Origin of the sequence: Larkinella insperata (assembly GCF_026248825.1) — a bacterium.
GTDB classification, from domain to species: Bacteria; Bacteroidota; Bacteroidia; order Cytophagales; family Spirosomataceae; genus Larkinella; species Larkinella insperata.
Genome location: NZ_CP110973.1, coordinates 4598653 through 4623350 on the forward strand (window position 1 = coordinate 4598653; position 24698 = coordinate 4623350).

Annotated in this window: 23 protein-coding genes; 12 read left to right on the plus strand and 11 right to left on the minus strand. The window is 54.1% G+C overall.

Features of this window, described 5'->3' with window-relative positions:
• Positions 1–17 precede the first annotated feature (17 nt).
• Genes OQ371_RS18655 through OQ371_RS18665 form a run of 3 tightly spaced genes read left to right on the plus strand, consistent with a single transcriptional unit; the run spans position 18 to position 2001 of the window.
• A complete protein-coding gene (locus OQ371_RS18655) occupies positions 18–821 on the plus strand; it encodes an exodeoxyribonuclease III (RefSeq protein WP_265989746.1) in 804 nt (267 codons plus the stop codon).
• Positions 818–1486: a nicotinamide riboside transporter PnuC gene (gene pnuC, locus OQ371_RS18660; protein WP_265989747.1), complete on the plus strand. Its 669-nt coding sequence runs from the start codon at positions 818–820 to the stop codon at positions 1484–1486. The genes OQ371_RS18655 and pnuC overlap by 4 nt, the downstream gene beginning before the upstream one ends.
• Positions 1483–2001, plus strand: coding sequence for an AAA family ATPase (locus tag OQ371_RS18665; protein ID WP_265989748.1), 519 nt, complete (start codon positions 1483–1485; stop codon positions 1999–2001). Before pnuC ends, OQ371_RS18665 begins: the two co-directional genes overlap by 4 nt.
• Here OQ371_RS18665 and OQ371_RS18670 read toward each other — a convergent pair.
• Complete coding sequence (locus tag OQ371_RS18670) at positions 1993–2607, minus strand: 3'-5' exonuclease (protein WP_265989749.1); 615 nt, start codon at positions 2605–2607, stop codon at positions 1993–1995. The genes OQ371_RS18665 and OQ371_RS18670 overlap by 9 nt on opposite strands.
• A gap of 156 nt (positions 2608–2763) precedes the next feature.
• Between OQ371_RS18670 and fumC the strand changes: the two genes are divergently transcribed.
• Positions 2764–4167 carry a class II fumarate hydratase gene (gene fumC / locus OQ371_RS18675; RefSeq protein ID WP_265989750.1) on the plus strand — a complete coding sequence of 468 codons (1404 nt, stop codon included), beginning with the start codon at positions 2764–2766 and terminating at the stop codon, positions 4165–4167.
• Between the two features lie 90 nt (positions 4168–4257).
• On the plus strand, positions 4258–5124 hold the full coding sequence (locus tag OQ371_RS18680; RefSeq protein WP_265989751.1) for a glycerophosphodiester phosphodiesterase family protein: 867 nt from the start codon (positions 4258–4260) through the stop codon (positions 5122–5124).
• A gap of 80 nt (positions 5125–5204) precedes the next feature.
• Here OQ371_RS18680 and OQ371_RS18685 read toward each other — a convergent pair whose 3' ends face one another.
• Positions 5205–6800 carry a bifunctional GNAT family N-acetyltransferase/carbon-nitrogen hydrolase family protein gene (locus OQ371_RS18685; protein ID WP_265989752.1) on the minus strand — a complete coding sequence of 532 codons (1596 nt, stop codon included), beginning with the start codon at positions 6798–6800 and terminating at the stop codon, positions 5205–5207.
• Positions 6801–7055: 255 nt separating this feature from the next.
• Entirely contained in the window at positions 7056–7607 is a 552-nt protein-coding gene (locus OQ371_RS18690; protein ID WP_265989754.1) for an outer membrane beta-barrel protein, read from the minus strand.
• A 218-nt stretch (positions 7608–7825) separates the two neighbouring features.
• Between OQ371_RS18690 and OQ371_RS18695 the strand changes: the two genes are divergently transcribed.
• A complete protein-coding gene (locus tag OQ371_RS18695) occupies positions 7826–8722 on the plus strand; it encodes a sterol desaturase family protein (protein ID WP_265989755.1) in 897 nt (298 codons plus the stop codon).
• A gap of 102 nt (positions 8723–8824) precedes the next feature.
• Positions 8825–11254 carry a cellulase family glycosylhydrolase gene (locus OQ371_RS18700; RefSeq protein ID WP_265989757.1) on the plus strand — a complete coding sequence of 810 codons (2430 nt, stop codon included), beginning with the start codon at positions 8825–8827 and terminating at the stop codon, positions 11252–11254.
• A 68-nt stretch (positions 11255–11322) separates the two neighbouring features.
• On the opposite strand, the gene OQ371_RS18705 is transcribed toward OQ371_RS18700, so the two are convergent.
• Positions 11323–11622, minus strand: a complete 300-nt coding sequence (locus tag OQ371_RS18705) for a GNAT family N-acetyltransferase (RefSeq protein WP_265989759.1) — start codon at positions 11620–11622, stop codon at positions 11323–11325.
• 177 nt (positions 11623–11799) lie between these two features.
• Here OQ371_RS18705 and OQ371_RS18710 point away from each other — a divergent pair, with 177 nt between their 5' ends.
• The 4 genes from OQ371_RS18710 to OQ371_RS18725 all read left to right on the plus strand — a co-directional run bounded on the left by OQ371_RS18710 (position 11800) and on the right by OQ371_RS18725 (position 16468).
• Entirely contained in the window at positions 11800–12288 is a 489-nt protein-coding gene (locus OQ371_RS18710) for a (2Fe-2S)-binding protein (protein ID WP_265989760.1), read from the plus strand.
• Positions 12289–12385: 97 nt separating this feature from the next.
• Entirely contained in the window at positions 12386–14578 is a 2193-nt protein-coding gene (locus OQ371_RS18715) for a xanthine dehydrogenase family protein molybdopterin-binding subunit (protein WP_265989761.1), read from the plus strand.
• Between the two features lie 26 nt (positions 14579–14604).
• Positions 14605–15321 carry a membrane or secreted protein gene (locus tag OQ371_RS18720; protein ID WP_265989762.1) on the plus strand — a complete coding sequence of 239 codons (717 nt, stop codon included), beginning with the start codon at positions 14605–14607 and terminating at the stop codon, positions 15319–15321.
• 67 nt (positions 15322–15388) lie between these two features.
• Positions 15389–16468, plus strand: a complete 1080-nt coding sequence (locus OQ371_RS18725) for a dipeptidase (RefSeq protein ID WP_265989763.1) — start codon at positions 15389–15391, stop codon at positions 16466–16468.
• A 10-nt stretch (positions 16469–16478) separates the two neighbouring features.
• On the opposite strand, the gene OQ371_RS18730 is transcribed toward OQ371_RS18725, so the two are convergent.
• Positions 16479–17048, minus strand: coding sequence for a DUF4126 domain-containing protein (locus tag OQ371_RS18730; RefSeq protein ID WP_265989764.1), 570 nt, complete (start codon positions 17046–17048; stop codon positions 16479–16481).
• Between the two features lie 139 nt (positions 17049–17187).
• On the opposite strand from OQ371_RS18730, the gene OQ371_RS18735 reads away from it, so the two are divergent.
• A complete protein-coding gene (locus OQ371_RS18735; RefSeq protein ID WP_265989765.1) occupies positions 17188–18948 on the plus strand; it encodes an ABC transporter ATP-binding protein in 1761 nt (586 codons plus the stop codon).
• A 78-nt stretch (positions 18949–19026) separates the two neighbouring features.
• On the opposite strand, the gene OQ371_RS18740 is transcribed toward OQ371_RS18735, so the two are convergent.
• From OQ371_RS18740 to OQ371_RS18765, 6 genes are all read right to left on the minus strand, one after another.
• Entirely contained in the window at positions 19027–19296 is a 270-nt protein-coding gene (locus tag OQ371_RS18740) for a hypothetical protein (RefSeq protein ID WP_265989766.1), read from the minus strand.
• 100 nt (positions 19297–19396) lie between these two features.
• Positions 19397–21964 (minus strand): penicillin-binding protein 1A, encoded by a 2568-nt coding sequence (locus OQ371_RS18745; RefSeq protein WP_265989767.1) that lies wholly within the window; start codon positions 21962–21964, stop codon positions 19397–19399.
• Positions 21965–22196: 232 nt separating this feature from the next.
• Positions 22197–22685 (minus strand): peptide-methionine (R)-S-oxide reductase MsrB, encoded by a 489-nt coding sequence (msrB, locus tag OQ371_RS18750; protein WP_265989768.1) that lies wholly within the window; start codon positions 22683–22685, stop codon positions 22197–22199.
• 94 nt (positions 22686–22779) lie between these two features.
• Positions 22780–23646, minus strand: coding sequence for an anti-sigma factor (locus OQ371_RS18755; RefSeq protein WP_265989769.1), 867 nt, complete (start codon positions 23644–23646; stop codon positions 22780–22782).
• Entirely contained in the window at positions 23643–24191 is a 549-nt protein-coding gene (locus OQ371_RS18760; protein ID WP_265989770.1) for an RNA polymerase sigma factor, read from the minus strand. The genes OQ371_RS18755 and OQ371_RS18760 overlap by 4 nt, the downstream gene beginning before the upstream one ends.
• 166 nt (positions 24192–24357) lie before the next feature.
• A complete protein-coding gene (locus tag OQ371_RS18765) occupies positions 24358–24651 on the minus strand; it encodes a hypothetical protein (protein ID WP_265989771.1) in 294 nt (97 codons plus the stop codon).
• Positions 24652–24698 lie beyond the last annotated feature (47 nt).

Here is a 24698-nt window from a genome sequence, read left to right on the forward strand (position 1 = left end):
TCGAAATAGACCGTTCAATGGAGCATTCTGTGACACCGGGGCAATCCGGCGAAACCGTTAAAATTCTGACGTATAACCTCAACGGCATCCGGTCGGCGCTGAGCAAGGGGTTGATCGATTGGTTGGCGCAAAACCCGTTCGACATCCTTTGTTTTCAGGAGGTCAAGGCCACGCACGACGTGGTAGACCTGCTGCCGTTTGAAGCGTTGGGGTACAAATACCACTGGCACGCGGCCGAAAAGAAAGGCTACAGTGGGGTAGCGACGTTTGCCAAACTGCCGCCCGATCAGGTGGTGATGGGGTGCGGCATTCCAGCCTACGACTGCGAGGGCCGGATTCTGCGCACCGACTTTGGCGATCTGACCCTGCTGAACTGTTATTTTCCGTCGGGCACCACCGGCGACGTGCGGCAGGGCGTAAAAATGCAGTTTCTGGACGACTTTTTCGCGTACGTTCAGGAACTGCGTCAAACCCGACCAAACGTCATTGTTGTTGGTGATTACAACATCGCGCACACCACCATTGACATTCACGATCCGGTCCGCAACAAAAACACGACGGGTTTTCTGCCCGAGGAACGCGCCTGGATGACCCGGTGGTTCGACAGCGGTTTTGTCGATTCGTTCCGCTACAAAAATCCGGATCAGATTGCCTACAGTTGGTGGAGCTACCGGGCGGGTGCGCGGGCCAATAACAAAGGCTGGCGGATTGATTACATTTCCGTCAGTGAGCCCTATAAAGACCGTCTGATAGCCGCCGGTCACGAACCCCAGGCCGTTCATTCCGACCACGGACCGGTTTGGGCCGAATTCACGCGATGAAGGATTTTTTCGACATTGATTCGATTTTTTTTACGGTACTCGGCTACCCGATGAGCTACCTGGAGTTTGTTGGCACCGTCGTTGGGGCGTTGGCTACCTGGTGGTCGGCCCGGGCCAACATTTGGAGCTGGCCCGCTGGCCTGATCAGCGTGACCACGTTCTTTTTCCTCTTTTACCAGATTCAGTTGTACCCCGACATGTTTCTGCAAATCTTCTTTTTTATCACGAATTTGATGGGCTGGTGGCAGTGGACCCATCCCAAAACGGGCGAAGAAGATCGAAAAAGTGAGTTGAAAATTAGTCAGTTGTCGCGGCAACAATTCGGGTTAATCCTCGTCGCGGGAGCGTTGGCGACGGTTTTGTTCGGCACCATTGCCGGGAATCTGCACGAGTGGTTTCCGATGCTGTTCAACAAGCCCAGCGCCTTTCCCTATCTGGATTCGTTTACGTCGGTGATGAGCATTGTGGCCACGTTCTTACTGATTCGAAAGAAAGTGGAGACGTGGTACGTCTGGCTGCTGGTCGATGCCATTAGCGCTTATATGTATTTTGTGAAAGGGCTGAAGGTGGTCGGCATTGAATACGCTTTTTACTGCGTGATTGCCGTTATGGGAGCCTACCACTTCACCCGGGAATACCGGAGTTATCGCCAGCCCGCCGTATGATTGGAGACATTACCCTGATTTGCCTCTACGGTCCCGAAAGCGTTGGCAAAACCACGCTGGCGAAGCAGTTGGCGGCTCATTACCAGACGGTTTTTGTGCACGAAGTGGCCCGCGACCTGATCACGTCGAATGACCTGACGCTGGAGGATTACGTCCGGATCGGCCACGCCCAGACCGAAACCGTGCTGAAGGCCCTTCCAACCGCGAACCGGCTGCTGATTTGTGATACGGACGTGGTGACGACGGCGCTGTATTCCGAAATTTACCTGAACGACGTACCGCCGGTGCTGGCCGAACTCGAAAAAGACGTGCCCTACGACCGGTATTTTCTGCTGAACATCGACGTACCGTGGGTCGCCGACGGTTTGCGGGATCTGGGTCACCGGCGTCAGGAAATCTACCAGCGCTTCAAAAACGCCCTCGAAGCGCGCCACCTTCCATACATCGAAGTGTCGGGCAGTTGGGCCGACCGCTGGGCGACGGTAACCGCCGAGATTGACCGGCTGTTAGCTTAATTTCAGCGTATCGGCCAGTTTGAAAACTTCCTTCAGGCACTGCGCCGTCAGCACGGCATCTTCCAGGGCGTTGTGGTGTTCGGATTCGCGCTCGAAACCAAAATGGCCCGCAATATCTTTCAGGCTCAGCCGGGACGGAACGGGTTTGCCGTTCTTTTTCAGGATGCGGAAGCTAAAATAACCCAGCGTGTGCAGGTCGATCAATGTGCGCGAGTACGGCCATTTGAGCTTTTCCAGCCGGTAGGCTTCTTTCAGGAAATTAATGTCGTTGATGACGCTCTGGCCGCAGATGATCACGTCGCGCAGGTACGGGGTGTTGTCGGTCGTTTGCTGGGTTTTCCGGATGCTCAGCTTTTCCATGATCCAATTCTCGAGTTCCGGCAGCACGTCGTAAATCATGGGCGCATCTTCCAGGTCGGCCAGCGACAGGTTATGAATCTGTTCGGACGAACTGGAAAAGGCTTCTTCGTTTTCGGGGTACACATTCGTCAGGTAACGCCCCCGTTCGACCCATTGATCGTCGAAGAGTACGGCACCAATCTGAATAATTTCGTTCCAGTCCGGTTCCGGGCCGGTCATCTCAAGGTCGAGCACAAGGAATGGCATAGCGGTTTTTAAGAAATGAGACCATCATTTTGTAACGGTGTGACAAATATATCATTTTGTTATCCACCATACGGCCCTGTATCCTACCTTTGCCGCCGGAAGCGCCGGTTGAACCCGCCGGCCACTTTGTCAAAAATCTAACGTTACAGTCTTCAGATGGAATACCGTATTGAAAAAGACACAATGGGGCAGGTACAGGTACCGGCCAATGTGTATTGGGGCGCACAAACCCAGCGTTCGATTGAAAACTTCAAGATTGCTCAAGACATTAATAAAATGCCCCGCGAGATCATCCGGGCGTTCGCGTACCTGAAAAAAGCCGCGGCCCTGACCAACCTCGACGCGGGCGTGTTGCCCCAGGAGAAAAGCGACCTGATCGGGCGGGTGTGCGACGAAATTCTGGACGGCAAGCTGGACGATCAGTTTCCGCTGGTGGTATGGCAAACCGGCTCCGGCACGCAGTCGAACATGAACGTCAACGAGGTGGTGGCCTACCGCGGGCACGTGTTGCAGGGCGGCCAGCTGACCGACGAGAAGAAGGCCCTGCACCCGAACGATGACGTCAACAAGTCACAGTCGTCGAACGATACGTTTCCGACGGCCATGCACATTGCGGCTTACAAGATTCTCGTTGAAGTAACCATGCCGGGTATACAGAAACTGCGGGATACGCTGGATGCAAAGGCCAAGGAATTCAAAGACGTGGTGAAAATTGGCCGGACACACTTTATGGATGCCACGCCGTTGACGGTTGGGCAGGAGTTCTCGGGCTACGTCTCGCAGTTGGACCACGGTTTACGAGCCATCAACAACACACTGGCGCACCTGAGCGAACTAGCCCTGGGTGGAACCGCCGTCGGCACGGGTATCAACACGCCCCCGAACTATTCCGAAAATGTCGCCAAACACATTGCTGACCTGACGGGGTTGCCATTCGTTACCGCCGAAAACAAGTTTGAAGCCCTGGCTGCCCACGACGCAATTGTGGAAGCCCACGGCGCGCTGAAAACCGTAGCGGCTAGCCTGATGAAAATCGGCAACGACATCCGGATGCTGTCATCGGGCCCGCGCGCGGGGATTGGTGAGCTGTTTATTCCCGACAACGAACCCGGTTCGTCGATCATGCCGGGCAAAGTGAACCCGACGCAGTCGGAAGCCATGACGATGGTGGCCGCGCAGGTGATGGGCAACGACGTCGCCATCAACTTCGGCGGGGCCCTGGGCCACTTCGAACTGAACGTGTTTAAACCGGTAATGATCTACAACTTCCTGCACTCGGCCCGGCTGATCGGCGATGTGTGTCAGTCGTTTAACGAGAAATGCGCCGAAGGCATCCGCCCGATTGAGGAAAACATCACGAAGCACGTCAACAACTCGCTGATGCTGGTGACGGCGCTGAATACCAAAATCGGGTATTACAAAGCCGCCGAAATTGCCCAGACCGCCCACCGCGAAGGCAGCACGCTGAAAGCCACCGCCGTTAAGCTGGGCTACCTCACCGAAGAAGAGTTTGACCAGTGGGTGAAACCGGAAGAAATGGTCGGTAAAATCGACGTTTAGGGAATCCAGAAATTTCGCATTTATAGCAAAATAAAGCCGTGTCAGTTTCGGAAAGCTGGCACGGCTTCCCTTTGTAACTCACTTCTCAACATGAAACGTTTTTTACTCGTTGCCCTTACCGTTGGCCTGCTGGCCGGTTGTGCACCCAAAACCGTCATCAATACCTACCGCGTTCCGGCGGGCGGTTTGTCGACGTTCCTCACTTACACGCCCGGCCGCACCCCGATGGTCAGCGCGCACCGGGGCGGGGGCGACATCAAGGGCTACCCCGAAAACTGCATCGAATCGTTTGAGTACCTGGCGAAAAGACTGCCCGTCATCATCGAGTGCGACATCGACCTAACCCGCGACAGTGTGCTGGTGATGATGCACGACCAGACGTTGGACCGCACCACCACCGGAACCGGCAAGCTCATCGAAAAAACGTACGAAGAAATCCGTCAATACCGGCTGGAAGATAACTTCGGCAACGTCACTACGTTTAAGGTGCCGACGCTGGAGCAGGTCCTGCGGTGGGGGAAAGACAAGGTTGTGTACACCTTGGACGTGAAGAAAAACGTGCCGTTTGCCAAAGTGGTGGAGATGGTTCGGCGGACGGGCGCGGCCGATTACTCGGTGGTGATTACCTACAACGCCACCCAGGCCGCCGAAGTCTACCGGCTGGACCCCAACCTGATGCTGTCGGTGACCATTCTGAAGCAGGAAGATTACCAGCGTCTGCACGATCTCGGCATCCCGGACCGAAACATGGTCGCTTTTGTCGGCGTTAAAGAACCGAGTCCCGAGCTGTATAAATTTCTGCACGAAAAAGGCATCTCGTGCATCCTCGGCACGCTCGGCAACCTCGATAAACAGGCCGCGGCCAAAGGGGACCAGGTCTATAAAAAGTTTGCCGAAAACGGCGCCGACATCATGTCAACCGACCGACCGATTGAGGTGTATCAGGCCGTGAAATAAGCCGGTAACGTTTAAAAAAGATTCCACAGAAAAGCCGCCGTTTTGAAAAACGGCGGCTTTTATTTTATCAGTGGAAACCGTTATTCGACCACAATGACCGGCGGCAGTGTTTTCTGTTCTTCTTCGTTCGAAAGCTCTTTTTTCTTCTCCGGTTTGGTCCGCGCCGAACGTTTTACGGTCACGTCGTACAGGTCGGTCCGGCGGTCTTTCAGAATCTGAACCGAACCCTGTTCGTGTAATTCCGTCAGCAGCGACAAATCCACGTCGGTCAGCAGTACCATCTCGGTGTTGGGCGTCGACTCGGCTTTGATGGCGTTGTTGGGAAACTGGAAGTCAGAGGGCGTAAACACCGCCGACTGGGCGTAATGGATGTCCATGTTGGCTACGCGGGGCAAGTTGCCGACGCAGCCCGAGATGGCCACGTAACACTCGTTTTCGATGGCGCGGGCCATGGCGCAATTCCGCACGCGGGTATAGCCGTTTTGCGTATCGGTCAGGAACGGCACAAACAGAATCTGCATGCCCTGATCGGCCAGAATCCGGCTTAGTTCGGGGAATTCAACGTCGTAGCAGATCAGCAAACCAATCTTGCCGCAGTCGGTGTCGAACGCCCGGATTTCGTTGCCGCCCACCATCCCATAATGCCGGACTTCGTTAGGCGTAATGTGAATTTTCCGGTATTCCTCGTACGAACCGTCGCGCCGGCAGAGGTAGGCTACGTTGTACAGCTTGCCGTCATCGATGAGTGGCATACTGCCCCCCACGATGTTGACGTTATAGGAAATCGCCAGTTCCGACAACCGCTGACGAACCTCCTGCGTCACGTCGGCCAGTTTCCGGATGGCGACCGGACCGGGCAGGTCGTTGTATTCCGCCATCAGGGGCGTGTTGAAGAATTCTGGAAGGACCAGAAAATCCGCTTTGTAATCGCTGACGGCATCGGCAAAAAACTCGACCTGTTCGAGCAGGGCCTGCATGTTTGGAAAAAGCCGCATCTGCCACTGCACGACCCCGAGCCGGATGATGGCGTCGGTGTGCGGTTTCTTTTTCTTTTCGTCGACGTAGTAAATGTTGTTCCACTCCAGCAGCGTCGCGTATTCCAGCGATTCGCTGTCGCCGGGCAGGTAACCGCGCAGGACTTTCTTGACGTGAAAATCGTTGGAAAGCTGGAAGGTCAGCGTCGGGTCATAAATTTCCTTCTGCTTCACCTTGCCGATGTATTCGCGGGGTGATAACTCACCGGCGTACTTGCTGTAATTCGGAATCCGGCCACCGGCCATGATGCCCTTCAGGTTCAGCGACTCGCAGAGTTCCTTGCGGGCGTCGTACAACCGGCGACCCAGGCGCAAATCCCGGTACTCGGGGTGCACGAAAAGCTCAATGCCGTACAGCCAGTTGCCCTTCGGATTATGCGTATCGAAGGTATAGCTACCGGTTATTTCTTCGTAGGTATGATTGTCGCCAAAATCGCTGTATTTAACCCGGATGGCCAGCGCGCAGGCCACCACCTTGCCGTCTACCTCCACGCAGAACTGACCTTCCGGGAAGATTTTCAGCAGTTTATCAATCAAGTTCTTGCCCCAGTAATCCCCGCCGATTGCGCTGTAAACTTCCAGCATGGCTTCTTTCAAATCGGGATAATCGGATTTCTGTAATGGTCTGGTTTGAATATGCATAGGTCGTATGGTAAATCGAGAGGAACTAAGCTGCGGAGCTTAACGGAGAAGGGCAGAAGAAAGCAGAATCTCCGCTAAACTCCCTCTTACTCTGCTTAACTCTGCGAAATAACGTAATTCGATTCATCAACGTAAATCGTTCTTAAGATGTTCTGTAATCAATAACAAAGAAAACAAAAAAGCCGTCCTCTAAAAAAAAGACGGCTTTCCAAAACAGTAACAACAAATACTACTCTACTCTCACTATTATCTTTTTTAAAAGTTTTTGGAAATTCCGAACGACGCGCCCGTACCGAAGTTAAGGTTGAAATCCGTCGTACTTTCAGAGTCTCCTTTCGCTTTCTGGGATGCAAAGCTTAAACCGCCGAAACCGAAGTTCAGCGCAAAACCATTTTTCATATTAACACCAATTGCGGGGAAGAAAGTGCCCCGAAACCCGTTTGTATTTACATCTCCGACCTTACCGGACAGCACATCGGCGTTAAACTGGCCGTAGAGGGCGAAAATATCCGAAAGTGGAACGGCATACCGGATAAAGGGACCGACGGCGAAGGCCGACGTTTTAGCTTTGCCGAGCGAGGTCTGGACGTTTGTGCTTTCGGTGGTGAGGGTCAAACCGGCCGTCCAGTTGTCGTCGAATTGATACCCCACGGCGGGCGAAAAACTGAAAGTGTTGGTTTTGGTGCCGTTTACCTGTTTGTGCGAAGTGGCACCCAGGCTACCGTAAACCAATACCGTGTTCCGTTGGGCATACGCGCCGGTAAAGCTCAAGGCCATCACCAGCAGACTCATGGCTACTTTTTTCATGGTTGGTGGATACGAAGTATAAAATATTGAATCTTTTCCTTGAGACGGGGAAAAGTTGAAAAGTTACTTTTCGCGCCAGAAAGTGGGCTGAGTGACCGGAAAAAGGAGAATACGGTACGACTGGGAGGTGAAAGTTGGGTTAATCTCCAGATATTCTGGCATTGGGATTGATGCCGTTGGCAGAAAGACGTATCTTTAACTAATACCTTGCCCCGTACATGGATCAACTCATTCATTACGCCATCCCATTCTTCATTGTTCTGTTGTTGGCAGAGGTCATTGTTACCGCCATTCACCAGAAGGATTACTACGAGAAAAAAGATACGCTGGGCAGTCTGTCGATGGGAATTGGCAACGTGATCATCGGCTTATTCGGGAAAGTGCTGGTTTTTGGGGCGTACTCGGTAGTCTATAACTACCGGATTTTTACCGTCGACCTGACGCAGGGGTGGGCGTGGGTGCTGCTGTTTCTGGCGGATGATTTCTCCTACTACTGGTTTCACCGCATCAGTCACACCAGCCGGTATTTCTGGGCGTCGCACGTGGTGCATCATTCGTCGCAGAAATACAACTTGGGAACGGCGCTGCGCCAGACCTGGACGGGAACGCTCAGCGGAGCTTTCCTCTTCTGGGTCTGGATGCCCCTGCTCGGTTTTCATCCGGCCGCCGTGCTGACCATGCAATCCATCAGTTTACTGTACCAGTTCTGGATACATACCGAATACATCCGGACGCTTCCGGCCTTCCTGGAATTTTTTCTGAATACCCCGTCGCACCACCGGGTTCATCACGGTTCGGACCTGAAATACCTGGATAAAAACCACGGGGGCGTGCTCATCATCTGGGACCGGCTGTTTGGTACCTTTCAGCCAGAAGAAGAACATCCTACCTACGGCCTGACAAAAAATATTGACACCCACAACCCGGTGCGAATCGCTTTCCACGAATGGGCCGACATCAGCCGGGATGTGCTTCGTTCCCGGTCCATCCACCACGCCATTCGCTACTTGTTTGGCCCGCCCGGCTGGAGTCCCGACGGTTCGCGAAAAACCACCCGGCAACTGCGCGATGAAACCACCCCGAAGAAAGTGCCAGATTCAACGACCGCTCGCTAGGCTTTTTTGCTGATTTTCTGGAAAGTAAGTAGGGGTACGGATCAGATTTGTATTTTTATGTAAACCTATGTGCTTATTTTTTGATCTAAACTCAACTGAACAATGAAAAAACGCTTTTCTACCTTATTGAGCGGCTTAGTTGCTCTTTTGTTCTGTATAGACTTGTTTGCGCAATCACTAACACCACTGGCCGCCAATGGTCGTCTGCGGGTGGTTAACCGGCAGCTTACGAACGAAGCGGGGAGCCCCATTCAACTGCGGGGCATGAGTTCGCACGGTCTGCACTGGTTTGGTTCCTGCTACACCCCTTCAGCCCTTCAGACGCTGGCTACCGGCTGGGGAGCCGATGTCTTCCGGGCGGCCATGTACATCAGTGAAGGAGGATACCTGAACGACAAGGTCGGATTGCAGAACAAGGTCAATCAGCTGGTGGATTGGTCGGAGCAGAACGGCATGTACTGCATCATCGACTGGCACATCCTGAATCCCGGCGATCCCAACATTTATACCAATGAAGCCATGGAGTTCTTCCGGCTGATGGCCCAGCGCCATGCCGGAAAAAAGCACGTGATTTACGAAATCTGCAACGAGCCGAATGGCGTTAGCTGGGCGCAGATCAAAAGCTATGCCGAGAAGGTGATTCCGGTCATCCGGCAGTACGATCAAAATGCCATTATTCTGGTCGGAACGCCGTCCTGGAGCGGATCGCCCTGGGAGGTGGTCGGCAATCCGCTGACGGGCGCCAACGCCACCAACGTCATGTACACCTTCCACTTTTACGCCGGTTCGCACTATTTGCCAAACTACCGGGCTAATATGGAAAATGCCCTGGCGAACATTCCAATTTTCGCGTCGGAGTGGGGGACCAGTAACTACAGCGGGAACGGCGGAAACGATTACAACAGCGCCCAGGCCTGGATCGACTTTTTTGCGGGCAACAATGCCTCAGGCATTAAAGTAAGCTGGTGCAACTGGAGTTTTGCCGACAAAGCCGAAACCTCGGCCGCCCTGAATCCGGGAGCCTGCGCTGGCAGCAACTGGAACAACACGAGCGAGTCGGGTACCTGGGTGAAAAGCCGTTTGCTAAACCCGGCGGATCAGTTTGGCCCACCGACGCCCTCGGTTGCCATCACCAGTCCAACCAACAACGCCACCGTCACCGTCGGCAGCAGTCCGGTCGTTACGGCGACGGTGACCAACGCGACGGCCACCAAAGTTGAATTCTACAACGGCACCACCAAACTGGGGGAAGACGCTACGGCTCCGTATTCGTGGACGATCAGCAGCATCACGGCCGGCGTTTACTCGCTGACTGCCAAGGCCATCCTGGCAACGGGCGGCCCGCTAACCTCCCCGGTCGTCCGGATGACGGCAGTCACCAGCCCGCCCCCGACCGATCCGGGACCGAACCCCGGCGGAGCGCTAAACGGACCGGCCTGCGTTGCGGTCAACGAGGTCAAAACGTTTGAAGTCAACGCCAATCTGCTGGCGAATGCCACAAATTTCTCGTGGTGGTGTACGGGGTCTACGCGGAGCATCACGCCCGTCCAGTCCGGGAAAGCCACCATCAGCTTTGGTCCATCGTTCACCGGTGGGCAGGTTTGTGTGGGCGTTAATTATTCGGTCGCGCCCTGGTACCGGCAGATTTGTACGACCGTTACGGTCTGCAACGGAACGCCCCCGCCCGCAGCCAACCAGGCCCCAACCATTAGCCTGACAACGCCCGCCAACAGCGCCACGTTTGCGGCTCCGGCAACGGTTACGCTCCAGGCCAACGCCACGGATGCCGACGGGACCATCGCGAAAGTCGAATTTTACAACGGCACGACCAAACTGGGAGAGGACCTAACGCCCCCGTATCAGTTTACCTGGAATGACCTGGCGGCCGGAACCTACACGCTTTCGGCCCGGGCAACCGACAACCGCAATGCAACCGCGCAATCGGGTTCGGTGACGATGACCGTCAAAGCGGTTACCCCACCGCCGACCAGCCCGGGAACCGATCTGATCGGGCCGGATTGTGTAGCTGTCAGTGAGGTGAAAACGTATGAATTAACGACCGATCAACGGGCCAATGCGACCAGTTTCTCCTGGTGGGTTACCGGTTCGACGCAATCGCTGACGCCGGTTTCGGCGGGGAAGGTATCCATCAATTTCGGTCAATGGTTCACCGGGGGGCAGGTTTGCGTGGGCGTTAACTATTCGGTCGCGCCCTGGTACAAGCAGATTTGCAAGCCGGTAACGGTCTGCCCGAATGCCCGCCTTACCTCCGTTGAACCCGAAACGACGGTATCGCCGGGTGTGGTGTATCCGAACCCTTCGCAGGAGAGTTTTGTGTTTACCGCCGACGACCACATTCGGCAACTCAGCGTCACGGACGCATCGGGCCGGGAACCGCAGCCATTAGGAGAATTGGGAAAAGGACAGCAAGTTCGGTTTGGGAGCCAATTGCCAGCGGGGTCGTACTGGCTTCAGATTCGCTATGAGAACAACACCCGAAGGGCCGTAAAACTGATAAAAGCAGGGAGGTAACGGTATGCGTATACGGTTTTCAGCTTGGAGGTCTGGTAGCGGCTGACAAACTGAAAACCGTATGTCCTTTACAAATAAGCCGGACTCACCAGACGGTTGTACTCGGGGTGCCGCCGGATGTAAGTGGCCACAAACGAGCAGGCCGGAATGACTTTTAAATTGTAGTTATCAATGTAATCAAATGCACCTTTAACCAGTTGCGCACCAACACCTTTTGATTCCAGATTCGGATGTACTTCCGTGTGGATGAAAATCAGAGTACGGTCATCTTTGGGTATGTAACTGATAAACGAGAGCTTCCCTTCAATCTCTAGTTCAAAGCGGCTTTCAGCCCGATCGATCGAAACCGCCACTTCCCGGGTTTTCATGTTGAGGAGTTTTTAGTTTGTAACGTTGGTAACAGCGAAGATAAGGCAATGTTGACATTTTCAGGTAATTTATGAGGAAAATAATGTTGTTTGTCGAAAAATACTAGGCAAAGGCCCGGATTGCTTGTCTAAGCTGACGGTTTTGATGAAATTCAGGCACACAAACTCACGCTACCTATGGCTTTAGTTCATTTGTTAATCAACGGAAAGAAACAGACCGTCGATGCCGATCCGCAGATGCCGCTGCTCTGGGCCATCCGTGATCTGGCTGGTTTGAAGGGAACCAAGTTCGGGTGCGGCATTGCCCAGTGCGGAGCCTGCACCGTCCACCTGAACGGTACGCCCATCCGGTCCTGCTCCATGCCGGTATCGGCCGTGGCCGGTAAAAAAATCACCACCATCGAGGGCATTGGCACCGAAGCCAAACCGCATCCCGTTCAGCAGGCCTGGATCGACGAACAGGTTCCGCAGTGCGGTTATTGCCAGTCCGGGCAGATCATGGCGGCCGTCGCCCTGTTGAAAGAAAAACCCACCCCAACCGATGCCGATATTGACTCCGCCATGAGCGGAAACATCTGCCGGTGTGGCACGTACGCCCGCATCCGGAAAGCCATTCACGCGGCCGCTCAACTCAACAAGGAAACCGCTTCGAGCGGGAAAGAATAAGAAAAACCAGGGATGAACGGGCAGGTATCTCTTACAGCCAACCCATCCGGTTTTTCATTTCGGCTTCATCGCTCATCACCCATCATTTATCATTCAGATGACTCCTTCTTCTTTAAACCGCCGTTCCTTTCTCAAAGCCGCTGGACTGACCGGAACCGGCTTTTTGCTGGGGTTCACCACCCGGGCCAACGGCTCGATTTCCGGGATCGTTAACCCCAATACCGCTGCGAATGCGGTTTTATCGTTTGAACTGGTTCCCTTTATCGTCATCGATAACGCGGGCGGCATAACGCTCATCAACCACCGCCCCGACATGGGACAGGGTTCCTGGCAGGCCGTGCCGACCCTGATTGCCGAAGAACTGGAGGTGTCGCTCGACCAGATTTCCGTCAAACAGTCGGACGGTTTGCGCAAATACGGCAGCCAGTTGTCGGGCGGGAGCAGCACCGTCCGGACCGGCTGGAAACGGCTCCGCGAGGCCGGGGCTGCAACCCGCCAGATGTTTACCTCGGCTGCGGCAACCCGCTGGAATGTTCCCGTCAGCGAATGTTACGCTGAAAATGGGGCTATCAAACACAAACCATCGGGCAAGAGCTTTACGTACGGCGAGCTGGTCGATGAGGCTGCCAAACTGCCCGTTCCAGAAAAACCAATTCTTAAGACAAAGAAGGATTTCAAATTGATTGGCAAGCCGTTACGGCGTTCGGATATTCCCTCGAAAGTGACGGGGAAAGCCGTGTTCGGCATGGACCTGGAAGTGCCCGGCATGTTGTACGCGAGCATCGAACACTGCCCGGTTCTGTACGGAAAAGCAACTGCCATCGACGATTCAAAAGCCAGGAAGATACCGGGCGTCAAGTCGGTGCTTAGAACCGAACGGCCCATGCCGCACCGGACCTCGGAAGCCGTTGCCGTGCTGGCCACCAACTACTGGGCGGCTTTGCAGGGACGGCGGGCGCTTGAGGTAACCTGGGATAAAGCGGGCTTCGATCAGATGACCACGGAACGGTATTTCAACGAACTGCGGCAGCAAAGCAAGCAGGAAGGAATACTGTACAGCACCAACGGTGACTTCAAGGCGGCCTACGAGACGGCCCCGAAAAAGCTGGAAGGGCTTTACCAGACGCCGTTCCTGGCCCACGCGCCGATGGAGCCCGAAGTGGCCATTGCTCACGTCAAAGACGACGGTTCCTGCGAAATCTGGGCACCGGTTCAGGGGCCGGACGGGGCCATTCAGGAAGTGGCCGGCTACCTCAAAATCAAGCCCGAACAGGTGAAAGTCCATGTGCCATTTTTGGGGGGCGCGTTCGGCCGGAAGGCTTACCTGGATTTTGTGCTGGAAGCCGTACATCTTTCCAGACTGGCGAAAGCGCCGGTGAAACTGATCTGGACGCGCGAGGACGACGTAACGCAGGGGCCTTTCCGGCCTGGTATGCTGAGCGCCATGCGCGGAGCCGTCGATGCGCAGGGCAACGTTGTGGCCTTCGAACACAAACTCATTGGAGAATCCATTCAGCGGCAGGTTTTCAGCGCGCCGATGGACGGGAAAGCCGATGATTGGGCCAAAGAGAGCATTGGAAAGGAAGAAAGTCCGTACGCATTTCCAAACGCGGTGATCAGCAACATCATCGTCAAAACCGAGATTCCGGTTTTGTGGTGGCGGTCGGTTTATGCCTCCAACAACAGTTTCGGCCACGAATGCTTTGTGGACGAACTGGCCCACGCGGCCGGAAAAGATCCGCTGGCGTTCCGGCTCGGCCTGCTGGAAAAAGCCGGTGACGAACCGGTGGCCCAACGGTTTATTCACGTGCTTAACCTGCTGCGGGAAAAATCGGGCTGGGACAAACCGTTGCCGGCGGGGCAGGGGAAGGGTATTGCCATTGCCCGCTCGTTCGGCAGCCAGTGCGCCCACGCGGTTTTTGTGGAAAAAGGAGCGAACGGCCTGAAGGTGAAAAAGGTGGTTTCGGTGCTGGACTGCGGGATGTACGTGAATCCGGACAACGTGCGGGCGCAGACGGAAGGCAATATCGTCTACGGGCTGACGGCGGCCCTCAAAGACGGAATTACGTTTGCGAACGGTCAGGCGGAGCAAACCAATTTTCACAATTACCGGGTCATGCGCATGGACGAAATGCCGGAGGTGGATATTCACCTTGTCGAAAACGAAGAAGAACCGGGGGGCGTTGGCGAGCCGGGTTTGCCGCCCGTGGCTCCGGCCCTGTGCAACGCAATTTTCTCCGCAACGGGTAAGCGAATTCGGACATTACCCGTAGATTTGGCGAAAGTTTAAGCACAAACTAGACCTACCCCTTAACCATGAAATTAAAAGCCCTCTTTTCGGTTGTGCTGACGGTTGGCATCGCGACGGCCTCCCGGCAGCCCGCTCCTTCGTTGGCCGGTGCCTGGCGCCAGGTCGAAAGCGGAAACGCTACGGTTGTTTTTGTTCTTTCCGACGGGTATATGATGGGTGCTTTTTACGAAAACGGACGGTTTTTGGGCACCCAGGGCGGCTCCTACCAAACGGACGGAAAGCAGTTGAAGATCAAGTTTGAATTTGATACGGAAGACAGTACGCGGGTGGGAAGCACCCAGACCCTGACGATCGATTCGTTTAAAAACAACCAGATGGTTGTGTCCAGTGCGGACGGTACGGATACCTACGAACGAGTTGACCAGCCGTCTGCCCAGACGCCGTTGGCCGGTCTGTGGCGCATTACCGCCCGCCTGGGCGACAATGGCCAGATGAGTGCGATGCAGCGGGGCGCCCGCAAAACCATTAAGCTGCTGAGCAGCAGCCGGTTTCAGTGGGCGGCCATTAACCCCGAAACCAAGCAGTTTTCCGGAACGGGCGGGGGGACGTACACCTACAAAGATGGCAAATACACCGAAACGATCGAGTTCTTTTCCCGCGATAACAGCCGGGTCGGACGCTCGCTGACGTTCGACGCCGAACTGAAAGGGGACGACTGGCACCACCGGGGGCAAAGCTCCACGGGCGGAAAGGTCAGCGAGGTGTGGAGCCGGGAGAAATAACGGTCTGGGAACCGTTACGAGTTTGAATACGAATACAACCTGAAAATAAGTACCGCAAATTGACACTATGTTTTTGATTGATGCCCACCTGGATATTTCGTTGAATGCCATTGAATGGAACCGGGATTACCGACTGTCGGCCCACGAGATCCGGCAGCAGGAAGCAGGAATGACCGACAAAATCGACCGCGCCCGCGGCACGGTTTCCCTGCCGGACCTGCGACGCGGCCAGATTGGACTGGTTGTCGCCACGCAGATCGCCCGGTTCAATCAGACGAACGGTAATTTGCCCGGCGCAGGCTGGAACTCGCCCCATCAGGCCTGGGCCATGACGCAGGCGCAACGGGCCTGGTACGAAGCCATGCAGGACGCGGGCGAAATGGTCCAGATTCGGGACCGGGCCGGTCTGGAGCAGCACGTTGCGCTCTGGCTCGATGAAACCGTTCCGAACGAGCAGAAACCGGTTGGCTACATCCTGAGCCTGGAAGGGGCCGATTCACTGGTTGATTTGTCGTACCTGGAAAGGGCTTACGCGTACGGTTTGCGGGCGCTGGGACCGGCGCATTACAGCACGGGCCGGTACGCTCCGGGAACGGGTTTGAGCGGCCCCCTGACGCCCCTGGGTCGGGAACTGGTGCTGGAAATGGACCGCCTGGGCATTATTCTGGACGTAACCCACCTGACGGACGAAGGATTCTCGGAAGCCCTGGACCTGTACAAAGGGCCGGTTTGGGCGAGCCATCACAACTGCCGGACGCTGGCCACGCACCAGCGCCAGTTATCCGACGATCAGATTCGGCAACTAGCTGAGCGCGGTGCCGTCATTGGCGGTTGTTTCGATGCCTGGATGATGAAACCCGGTTTCACGCAGCGGACCAGCAACCCCGCTGATTTCGGCATTACCATCGAAACCATCATTGACCATTACGACCACATCTGCCAGCTCACCGGCAGCAGCCACCACATTGCCATCGGCAGCGATCTGGACGGCACGTACGGAACCGAACAGTCGCCGACGGACTTGGACACCATTGCCGACCTGCAGAAACTGACGGGTTTGCTGGCTAAGCGGGGATACGCTTCGGAAGATATTGAGAATATTCTCTACAAAAACTGGCTCCGGTTTTTACGAAACGCCTGGAACTGACAAGAGCCCGTCAAACACTTTGCCGGGGCTGGCGTTTTCGGGTAACCATGAGCCGGATCAGAAAGAGTCCAATCATCAGGACCAGAAAAGCCGCCAGAAGCGGAAACAGAATCGCCAGAAACGAAAAGCCGAAGGAGGCTATATTTTCGGCACTGGACACCACCGGATTTCCCAACCCGCCGGTGGTGGCCGTGGAGCCGACTCGCAAGAGGCTGGTGCCGGTCTGAATCAATCCGGCCGTGCCACCGCCCGCAATGATGCCGAGCCCCCATTTCAGAACGGGCAGGTCGACTTCGACAAACGAGGTGGTCAGGATCGTTCCGGCCACAAAGGCGATGGGCGTAGCCACGGTATCCAGCGCGTTATCCAGCCAGGGGATGTAATAGGCCCCGATTTCGAGGGTGGTGGCCGAAGCCAGGACGAGCAGCGCGGGCCAGGTGCCCATCCACTCGAAGCCGGGTGTGACGGAAATCCAGCCCAGTTTGACGGCCAGACTCGCCACCAGCATCGGAACAAAGATCCGGAAACCACAACAGGCACTTAACGCAATTCCGAGACAGAGACTAATGATCCACTCCATTTGTGAGTTAAGAATTAAAAGTTAAGAATTAAGAGTTTAAAGAATCGAGCGCACGGTTATTTAACTCATAACTCTTCACTCTAAACTCTTAATTGAATATTTCTGTTACACCAAAAAACCTTCCAACTTACTTGCCTCTGTGGATACTGAAACGAAAAGTGGTCAGATCTTTGACTGGATTACCCTCCGACGGTTGTTTGCCTTCGTAAAGCCGTATCAACTACAATTTTACGGTTTGATCCTGATCATTGTGGTTAGCGCCATTCTGGCCCCCATTGGCCCGCTGCTGATTCGCTATACGATTGACTCCAAGATTGCCTCCGGTGATTATGCGGGTTTGACCAACATGCTCATTCTGATGATTGCCGTGCTGGTTCTGCAGGGGATCATTCAATTTTTCAATACGTATCTTTCCGGGTGGCTGGGCCAGAATGTCATCCGCGATATTCGGGTGCAGCTTTACGAAAAAGTACTGCATCTGCGGCTGAAGTTTTTTGACAACACGCCCATCGGCCGGCTGGTGACCCGGACTATTTCGGACGTGGAAACGCTGGCTGACGTATTCAGCGAAGGGATGGCGGCTATTGTGGGCGACATTCTGCAACTGGTGCTGATCATCGCCGTGATGTTCTATACCGACTGGCGTCTTTCGGCCATCAGCCTGTCGATGATTCCGCTCATGCTGCTGAGTACCTACATCTTTAAGGAAAAAATCAAAGTTTCGTTCAATGAGGTCCGGACCGCCGTTGCCAACCTCAACTCGTTTGTGCAGGAACACATCACCGGCATGAACATCGTGCAGATTTTTGGCAGCGAAAAGATTGAGGGAGAAAAGTTCAGGCAGATCAATAACGAACACCGTAAAGCCAACATCCGGTCAATCTGGTATTATTCAGTTTATTACCCGGTAGCGGATATTCTGGCGGCCGCGGCCACGGGGCTGGTGGTCTGGTACGGTGCCAAGGAAATTTTAAATCAGGAGATTACCTACGGGACGGTGACGGCTTTCATCATGTTCATCAACCTGTTTTTCCGCCCCATCCGGATGCTGGCCGACCGGTTCAATACGTTGCAGATGGGAATTGTCAGCACCGACCGAATCCTGAAACTGCTCGACAGTGACGATTATACACCCAATACCGGTACCTACGAACCGGCCACGTTGCGCGGTAATGTGGAATTCAAAAATGTGTGGTTTGCCTACAACGATGATAACTACGTTCTGAAAGACATTAATTTCTCGGTCAAGGAAGGGGAGACCGTTGCGTTCGTAGGAGCCACCGGGGCCGGTAAATCTTCCATTATCAATCTGCTGAGCCGGTTTTACGACATTAACCAGGGCGAAATTCGCATCGATGGGGTGGAGGTGCACGATTACAAACTGGAAGCACTGCGCCGAAGCATCGGCGTTGTGTTGCAGGATGTCTTTTTGTTCTCGGACACGATTGAAAACAACATTACGCTGGGCAACAAGGCCATTCGCCGGGAGCAGATTGTCGAAGCCGCGAAGCTGGTTGGTGTTCACGATTTCATCGAGCGGTTGCCGGGTGGCTACGAGTACAACGTCATGGAACGCGGTTCAACGCTGTCGGTCGGGCAGCGTCAGTTGATCTCTTTTGTCCGGGCGATGGTGCACAACCCGCGCATCATGGTGCTCGACGAGGCCACTTCGTCCGTCGATACCGAAACCGAGGGGCTGATTCAGAACGCAATTGGGAAGCTCATGAAAGGCCGCACGGCCGTGGTGATTGCCCACCGCCTTTCAACCATCCGGGAAGCGCACAAAATCATTGTGGTCGACAAAGGCCGGATCGTTGAGCAGGGAACGCACGAAGAACTGATTCAGAAGGAAGGTACCTACGCCAACCTCTACCGGATGCAGTACAAAGAAATGGTTTAGAAATAAGAATGAAGAGTGAAGAGTTATGAGTTTGTTAGCGCATTGTTAATTCATTGCTCTTCACTCTTAGTTCTTGCGCTATTTTGTGGGTTCGGCTCCGCCGAGGGCGTAGGCGATTTTTGCGTTTAGATTCGTATCGTTGGACGGATCGCTGTCCAGTTCGGACGGGATGCGCCCGGTTGCGTTTGCGTTCGGTTCCAGCTCAGTTTCTTCTGCGCTATGAGCCGGTCCGGTCTGATCAATGATTTCCTCATCCGCATTCGGATCGTTGTCCATCCCGGACGGAATATCCTGCAAAGGAGCATTGTCCTTCAACGGATGCAGGTTCGGATTTTGTGATGGTGTCATGGTCTGCGTTGATAGTACGCCAGTATAACCACCGGAAGGTCGGTGTTGTTTTGGAAAGCAACAAGCAAAAAGGTCAGCCCCCGGGCTGACCTTTTTGCTATTAGAACTGTTGAGAACGCTGGGTCGAATCGTCCTGCTCGATGGGCTGCGGAGGAGTAGGGGCAATGAACAGGGAGTCTTCCGGAATACCGATATCCGTCGAATCGGATTCTTCTTCACTCTCGTCGTAGCCACCGGGGCAGTTCAGGTAGTCTTTTGTTATCTTGACCGTCGGTTTGTCAAACGGCCCCTGGTAGAGTTTCAGCGACTTGTCTTGGTACACTTTCTCCAAAAACCGGCCGACCAGCGGAAGGGCCGTTTTGGCCCCTTCGCCCATGTCGGTTGTCCGGAAGTGAATGCTGCGGTCATCGCCCCCCACCCAGGCACCGACTACCAGGTCGCGGGTGACACCCATGAACCAGCCGTCGGAGTTGTTGGAGGTCGTACCGGTCTTACCGCCTACCTGATTGCGGTTTTTAAACAAATCAAACGACCACAGATTCTGCGACGTGCCGCCGGGTTCTTCCAGACCGCCTTTCAGCATGTGGATCATCAAAAAGGCGGATTCTTCGCGTATCGCCTGTTTTTTCTGCGGCTCAAACTCTTCAATCAGCTTTCCATCGCGGTCTTCAATTCGTGTCACAATCAGCGGTTCTGTGTACACACCCTTGTTGGCGAAGGTACAGTAGGCCGCAACCATTTCGTAGAGCGAAACATCCGACGACCCCAGCCCGATGGACGGAACAGCCGCCAGCGGGCTCTGGATGCCGATGCGGTGGGCATAGTCCACCACGCGCTCGGGTGTTGCCACGTCGTTGGTGAGCTGGGCTGTCACTGAGTTGATGGACCGCGCCATAGCCCGGCGAAGGGTCATGTTGGAATACGAAAACGAGCCAGCGGAGTTTTTAGGAGCCCAGAAATCCGGTTCACCTTTCTCGTTGATATACTCTTTCCGGAACGGTTCGTCGCGCCGACGGTCGCAGGGGCTCAGGTTGATGGTCGAGTCGTCGATAACCGTCGCGTACACAAACGGTTTGAAGGTCGAACCCGGCTGCCGTTTGCCCTGCTTGACGTGATCGTACTTGAAAAAATCGTAGTTCAGACCGCCCACCCAGGTCCGGATGAAGCCCGTATGCGGGTCCATCGCCACCAAACCGGCCTGCAAAAAGCGTTTGTAGTAAGCAATGGAATCCATCGGTGTCATGTAGACTTTCTGCGGTCCGTTCCAGGAGAAAATCGTCATGCTGTCTTTTTTGACCTTCATGTAATAACTGACCGAGTCGGGCTGGTTCGGGTACTTTAGCTGCAATGCCTTGTACCGCTCCGTACGCTGGGCTACTTTATCCAGAAAATCAGGGATCTCTTTGCCGGTTTCGTCCGTCCAGGGGTTGCGGCCGGTCCAGTGCGTGTCGAAAATGCGCTGCAATTGCTTCATCTTTTCGGCAACGGCCTGTTCGGCCAGGGCCTGCATGCGCGAATCAACGGTTGTATAAATTTTCAGACCGTCCGTATACAGGTCATACCCGTTTTCCTCGCCCCATTTTTTGACCACCTCCACCACTGCGTTTTTAAAATAGTTGGCCGGACCCGCAAACGGGTTGTCGGGACTGTACCGGGTTTTCAACGGTAGTTTTTTGATCGAGTCGGATTGGGATTTGGTCAGATAACCGTATTTCTCCATTTGCGAGATCACCACGTTCCGGCGGTTCAGTGACTTCTCGAAATTCCGCTTGATCAACGGATTGTAGGTCGTGGTGGCCTTTTGCAAACCCACCAGAACGGCAGCCTCCTGAACATTCAGGTCTTCCGGCGATTTGCTGAAGTAGGTGCGGGCCGCGGTTTTAATACCGTAGGCGTTGCTGCCAAAATCGACGGTATTGAAGTACATGGTCAGGATCTGGTCCTTCGAAAAGTTGCGTTCCAGTTTGACGGCCATCACCCATTCCTTGGTTTTCAGAATGAAGGTTCGCAGCAGCGGAACGTTGTAAAGCACCCCGCGCGACTGCCGACGGCGGGTTTTGAAAAGGTTTTTGGCCAACTGCTGCGTAATGGTACTTCCTCCACCGGCGCTGTTGCCCGTCAGCACACCGTAGGCCGCCCGACCCAGGCTGCGCGTATCGATCCCCGAGTGTTCGTAAAACCGGATGTCTTCGGTTGCCAGCAGGGCGTCAATCAACGGCTTGGGCAAATCTTCGTACTTGATTGGTGTGCGGTTCTCGGTAAAAAACCGCCCGAGCAGCACCTTGTCGTACGAATAGATTTCAGATGATTGGGAAACCTTGGGATTTTTTAGCTCCTCGACGCTGGGCATTTCGCCGGTGAGGTACAGGAAATTGGTTTCTATGGTTAATATATACAGCAGAGCCAGGACGAAACCAATAATCAGCGTTTTGGTAGTATGGTAAAAGATTTTAAAGGGTAGTGAGCGGGTATCGAAGCGGGCGTGCAGCCAATCACGGTAACGCTGCCGAACTTCACGGTATCGATTGCCTGCCGAACTGACTCGTTCTGCTCCAAAGATGCCCGACAACATTCGGCGAATCAGTCGCTTAATTCCACTGCGCAGTTGACCGAAAAAGCCGGTGATGCCTTGCCAAAGGGTACGAAGCAGCCCCCAGAATTTACTCATGCCTGGTGATTTGACGGTTAGAAATGGAAGGACGGTTCAGGTGGCTAGTATACGACCGAAGCTGCGCGACTGGGTCCTTCTCCATAAAAAAGCAAATATAATTCCGAATGCAAAAAAGACGGATTGGAAAACCCGTCCTGCCCGGCAAATATAACGGAAATTTGGACGATTTAATATGAAAAAAGACAGCCCGCTCAACAGGCGGGCTGATAACCAATGATTTAAGAAACGCTTATTTCTTTTCAAATTCCATAGCTACGCCATTCATGCAATACCGTAAGCCGGTTGGCTTGGGGCCGTCGTCGAAAACGTGTCCCAGGTGCCCACCGCACACCGCACATTCCACCTCGGTGCGAATCATCAGGTGGCTGCGGTCGGTTTTCTCCACGACGCTGGTTTTCGACAGCGGTTTGTAAAAACTCGGCCAGCCCGTTCCCGACTCAAACTTGGTATCGGAACTGAACAGCGGATTTTTACAACCGGCGCACTTGAAAATTCCCTTTTGATGATTTTCAACCAGTGGACTGGTAAACGGCCGCTCGGTACCCTGCTGGCGAAGTACGTAGAATTGCTGGGGAGTCAGTATCTTTTTCCACTCCGCTTCGGTCCTGACCAGTTTGCGGGGTGGGGTATCGTCGTTCAGGTTGACCGGCGAAACAGAAGCGACCGAGCCGATGAGCAACAGCCCACCTAAAGCCCCAAGAAAAAGTCTGTGTATCATACTAGTTAAACAACTTTTTGGGACAGATAGTTTGCGAAGCACAACGGCCCTGACTGCAGGGTCAGGGCCGTTGTGCTGGCGTGAATTAGCCCAATTATGAACTGACGTTTCCGACCACGACCATGGCGGACAAGGTAGGGGTAGGGCTGCCGCCCCGCCGTTCGAGCGTGATGGCAAAGGCGTCGGCTTTCAGAAACCGTTTGGTCTGCTGCAAGATTGAGGCTCCTTCACCGATGTCGAAAACACCGGCATCGACCGGTTTACCGTCGACAATGGCCCAAAGCTGGTATTGCTGGGTCTCGGGCGGCCGTACCAGTGAGTCAATATCCAGGTTGACCTGACCGGTGTGTGTGTTCCAATAGACCGTTGCCAGGTTCGCGGTGGTGCTGTCGGTTGGGTTTAAACGAATAATCCGCGTACCGGGTTCTTTTAGCACCGCCAGCGTTTGTTCGGACTGAATCTGACGCGCCTGCGTGGTCCGTAATTCTTCCGAAAGCGTTTCGTTCGTCGCCCGTAACGCGCTGAGCGACTGTTGACTGGTTTGTAGCTGGGAATACAGGTAATACGTAAAGACCAGAACGAGCAAGCCAATCGACGCAGCCACCATCCAGGTAATGCGGTAGGTGGGCCTTGAATTGACATCCTCGTCCGGATACAACGGACGAACGACGGTTTCAGCGGGTGTTTCGGTCAATATGGGTTGCGCTGGGGCTTCGGGCGACTCGGTTTGCGGTTGACCAAACTCCAGTTCGCTCAGGAGTTTAGCTTTGATATCGGCGGGTGGTTCATGACGCAGGCTAAGGGCGTACTGTTCCAGGGCAGCCGACAAATTGTCTAACTCCTGCCGGATTTCGGGGTAAATGCTCGAAAGACACTCGACTTCCCGCTTTTCCTGCGGGTTGACGGTGCCAAGCACGTACTCCTCCAGTATACCGGATTCGATGTATTCCTTCGTGTTCATGTACCGAATAACTTCTTCAATTCCTGTAAAGCAGACCTGACTCGTGTTTTGACCGTTCCGAGAGGCAAATTGAGTTTCTCGGCTACTTCTTCGTGGGTGTAACCAGAGAAGTAGACCAAATCAATTACCTGCCGACGATCGGGGTTCAACTGATTTACTTTATCGGGTAAATCGAGCGTTTCTACAGAGGGCTGATAGGTCTGTTGATGCTGATCTACAATATCTACGATATCGATGTCACTTTGGATTGATTGACCTGAGTGCCGGGTCCGAAGGGCGTCAATGGCTGTGTTACGAGCAATGTTGAGCAGCCAGGTAAACAAACGTCCCTTTTGTGAATCGTAGGAGGGAATATTGCGCCAGATTTTAACAAAAGAGTCCTGTAAAACGTCGCGGGCGGTTTCTTCGTCACGAACTACTTTCAGAATTACGCCATATAACGCCGGTGAATACTGGTCGTACAACAGGTGAAACGCCTGTTGCTCTCGCTCCTGGAGCTTTTTGACCAGTACATCTTCCGTAAATGGGAGGTTTGAACGCTTCAAGGTTTTGGAGTAATTCAGTAATCAAAAGCCGCGAAGGGGCGAAGTCAAAAATACAAATAAAATGATGCGGGCAAACGTACTGGTAAGAATTTACTACTTAAAATGGAAAAAAAGCTGCTCAACCACGGGGAAAGCAGCTTTTTTCATTCGTCGTTTTATTCGAAGCTCAGTTGTCCGAAGAGGTAGCTGACTTCTTGGTTTTTACGGTTTTGGTCGTTTTTTTCCGAACGGTTGTTTTCTGGTCCTGCGTGACCGCGTCCTGCGTACGGCGGGCGTTCCGGCTCGATTGCGTGCCTTTGACCAGTTTACTCTTCATCGAATCCGTGCGGGCGGTCGGGTCGCCCTGCGGGAAGGTTTCCGAGGGTTGTTCCGGCGCGTGGGCGTTGGGCGATGGGGTCTGGGCCTGGGTCTGGACGGAAAACCAGATCAGGGCTGCGGATAAAAGGGCTATCTTTTTCATAGTCGTGTGGTCTACGTTAAGTACAAATCAAACTCTGTAACTGGCAA

Excerpts from the sequence above, each read along its gene's own strand:
- pnuC (WP_265989747.1), top strand. The coding sequence starts at position 818 with ATGAAGGATTTTTTCGACATTGATTCGATTTTTTTTACGGTACTCGGC.
- OQ371_RS18700 (WP_265989757.1), top strand. The coding sequence starts at position 8,825 with ATGAAAAAACGCTTTTCTACCTTATTGAGCGGCTTAGTTGCTCTTTTG.
- OQ371_RS18730 (WP_265989764.1), bottom strand. The coding sequence starts at position 17,048 with ATGGAGTGGATCATTAGTCTCTGTCTCGGAATTGCGTTAAGTGCCTGT.
- OQ371_RS18765 (WP_265989771.1), bottom strand. The coding sequence starts at position 24,651 with ATGAAAAAGATAGCCCTTTTATCCGCAGCCCTGATCTGGTTTTCCGTC.
- OQ371_RS18690 (WP_265989754.1), bottom strand. The coding sequence starts at position 7,607 with ATGAAAAAAGTAGCCATGAGTCTGCTGGTGATGGCCTTGAGCTTTACC.
- fumC (WP_265989750.1), top strand. The coding sequence starts at position 2,764 with ATGGAATACCGTATTGAAAAAGACACAATGGGGCAGGTACAGGTACCG.
- OQ371_RS18685 (WP_265989752.1), bottom strand. The coding sequence starts at position 6,800 with ATGCATATTCAAACCAGACCATTACAGAAATCCGATTATCCCGATTTG.
- OQ371_RS18680 (WP_265989751.1), top strand. The coding sequence starts at position 4,258 with ATGAAACGTTTTTTACTCGTTGCCCTTACCGTTGGCCTGCTGGCCGGT.
- OQ371_RS18715 (WP_265989761.1), top strand. The coding sequence starts at position 12,386 with ATGACTCCTTCTTCTTTAAACCGCCGTTCCTTTCTCAAAGCCGCTGGA.
- OQ371_RS18745 (WP_265989767.1), bottom strand. The coding sequence starts at position 21,964 with ATGAGTAAATTCTGGGGGCTGCTTCGTACCCTTTGGCAAGGCATCACC.
- OQ371_RS18725 (WP_265989763.1), top strand. The coding sequence starts at position 15,389 with ATGTTTTTGATTGATGCCCACCTGGATATTTCGTTGAATGCCATTGAA.
- OQ371_RS18710 (WP_265989760.1), top strand. The coding sequence starts at position 11,800 with ATGGCTTTAGTTCATTTGTTAATCAACGGAAAGAAACAGACCGTCGAT.
- OQ371_RS18755 (WP_265989769.1), bottom strand. The coding sequence starts at position 23,646 with ATGAACACGAAGGAATACATCGAATCCGGTATACTGGAGGAGTACGTG.
- msrB (WP_265989768.1), bottom strand. The coding sequence starts at position 22,685 with ATGATACACAGACTTTTTCTTGGGGCTTTAGGTGGGCTGTTGCTCATC.
- OQ371_RS18740 (WP_265989766.1), bottom strand. The coding sequence starts at position 19,296 with ATGACACCATCACAAAATCCGAACCTGCATCCGTTGAAGGACAATGCT.
- OQ371_RS18670 (WP_265989749.1), bottom strand. The coding sequence starts at position 2,607 with ATGCCATTCCTTGTGCTCGACCTTGAGATGACCGGCCCGGAACCGGAC.
- OQ371_RS18655 (WP_265989746.1), top strand. The coding sequence starts at position 18 with ATGGAGCATTCTGTGACACCGGGGCAATCCGGCGAAACCGTTAAAATT.
- OQ371_RS18720 (WP_265989762.1), top strand. The coding sequence starts at position 14,605 with ATGAAATTAAAAGCCCTCTTTTCGGTTGTGCTGACGGTTGGCATCGCG.
- OQ371_RS18665 (WP_265989748.1), top strand. The coding sequence starts at position 1,483 with ATGATTGGAGACATTACCCTGATTTGCCTCTACGGTCCCGAAAGCGTT.
- OQ371_RS18705 (WP_265989759.1), bottom strand. The coding sequence starts at position 11,622 with ATGAAAACCCGGGAAGTGGCGGTTTCGATCGATCGGGCTGAAAGCCGC.
- OQ371_RS18695 (WP_265989755.1), top strand. The coding sequence starts at position 7,826 with ATGGATCAACTCATTCATTACGCCATCCCATTCTTCATTGTTCTGTTG.